This window comes from Mucilaginibacter sp. L196 (genome assembly GCF_009765905.1).
GTDB lineage: Bacteria > Bacteroidota > Bacteroidia > Sphingobacteriales > Sphingobacteriaceae > Mucilaginibacter.
Genome location: NZ_LMUO01000018.1, coordinates 1 through 298 on the forward strand (window position 1 = coordinate 1; position 298 = coordinate 298).

1 rRNA gene is annotated in these 298 nt (G+C 47.0%); it reads left to right on the forward strand.

Annotated elements, in window-relative coordinates:
* Positions 1–83: ribosomal RNA gene (locus GSQ74_RS16335) — 16S ribosomal RNA — on the forward strand; the annotation flags it as partial.
* Between the last annotated feature and the right edge of the window lie 215 nt (positions 84–298).

Consider the following 298-nt stretch of genomic DNA (forward strand, 5'->3'; position numbering starts at 1 on the left):
AGCGTCCTAGGGTAAAGTCGGTAACTGGGGCTAAGTCGTAACAAGGTAGCCGTACCGGAAGGTGTGGCTGGAATACCTCCTTTCTGGAGCAGTATTCAACAAACGGTCTTATCAGCGTAAGACAAGCTGCGTTATATGTTATTCTTAAAATAATTAAAACAGGAAATCAGCCATAGGGGCTGGATCATTCCGGAAAACTCCGGAAAGTCAACGGTTCGAATCCGTTATTCTCCACTATACCCACCGATTGCCGGAAGGCAAGGATAATGAAAAAGGCGATCCGCAATGGAAGACCGGG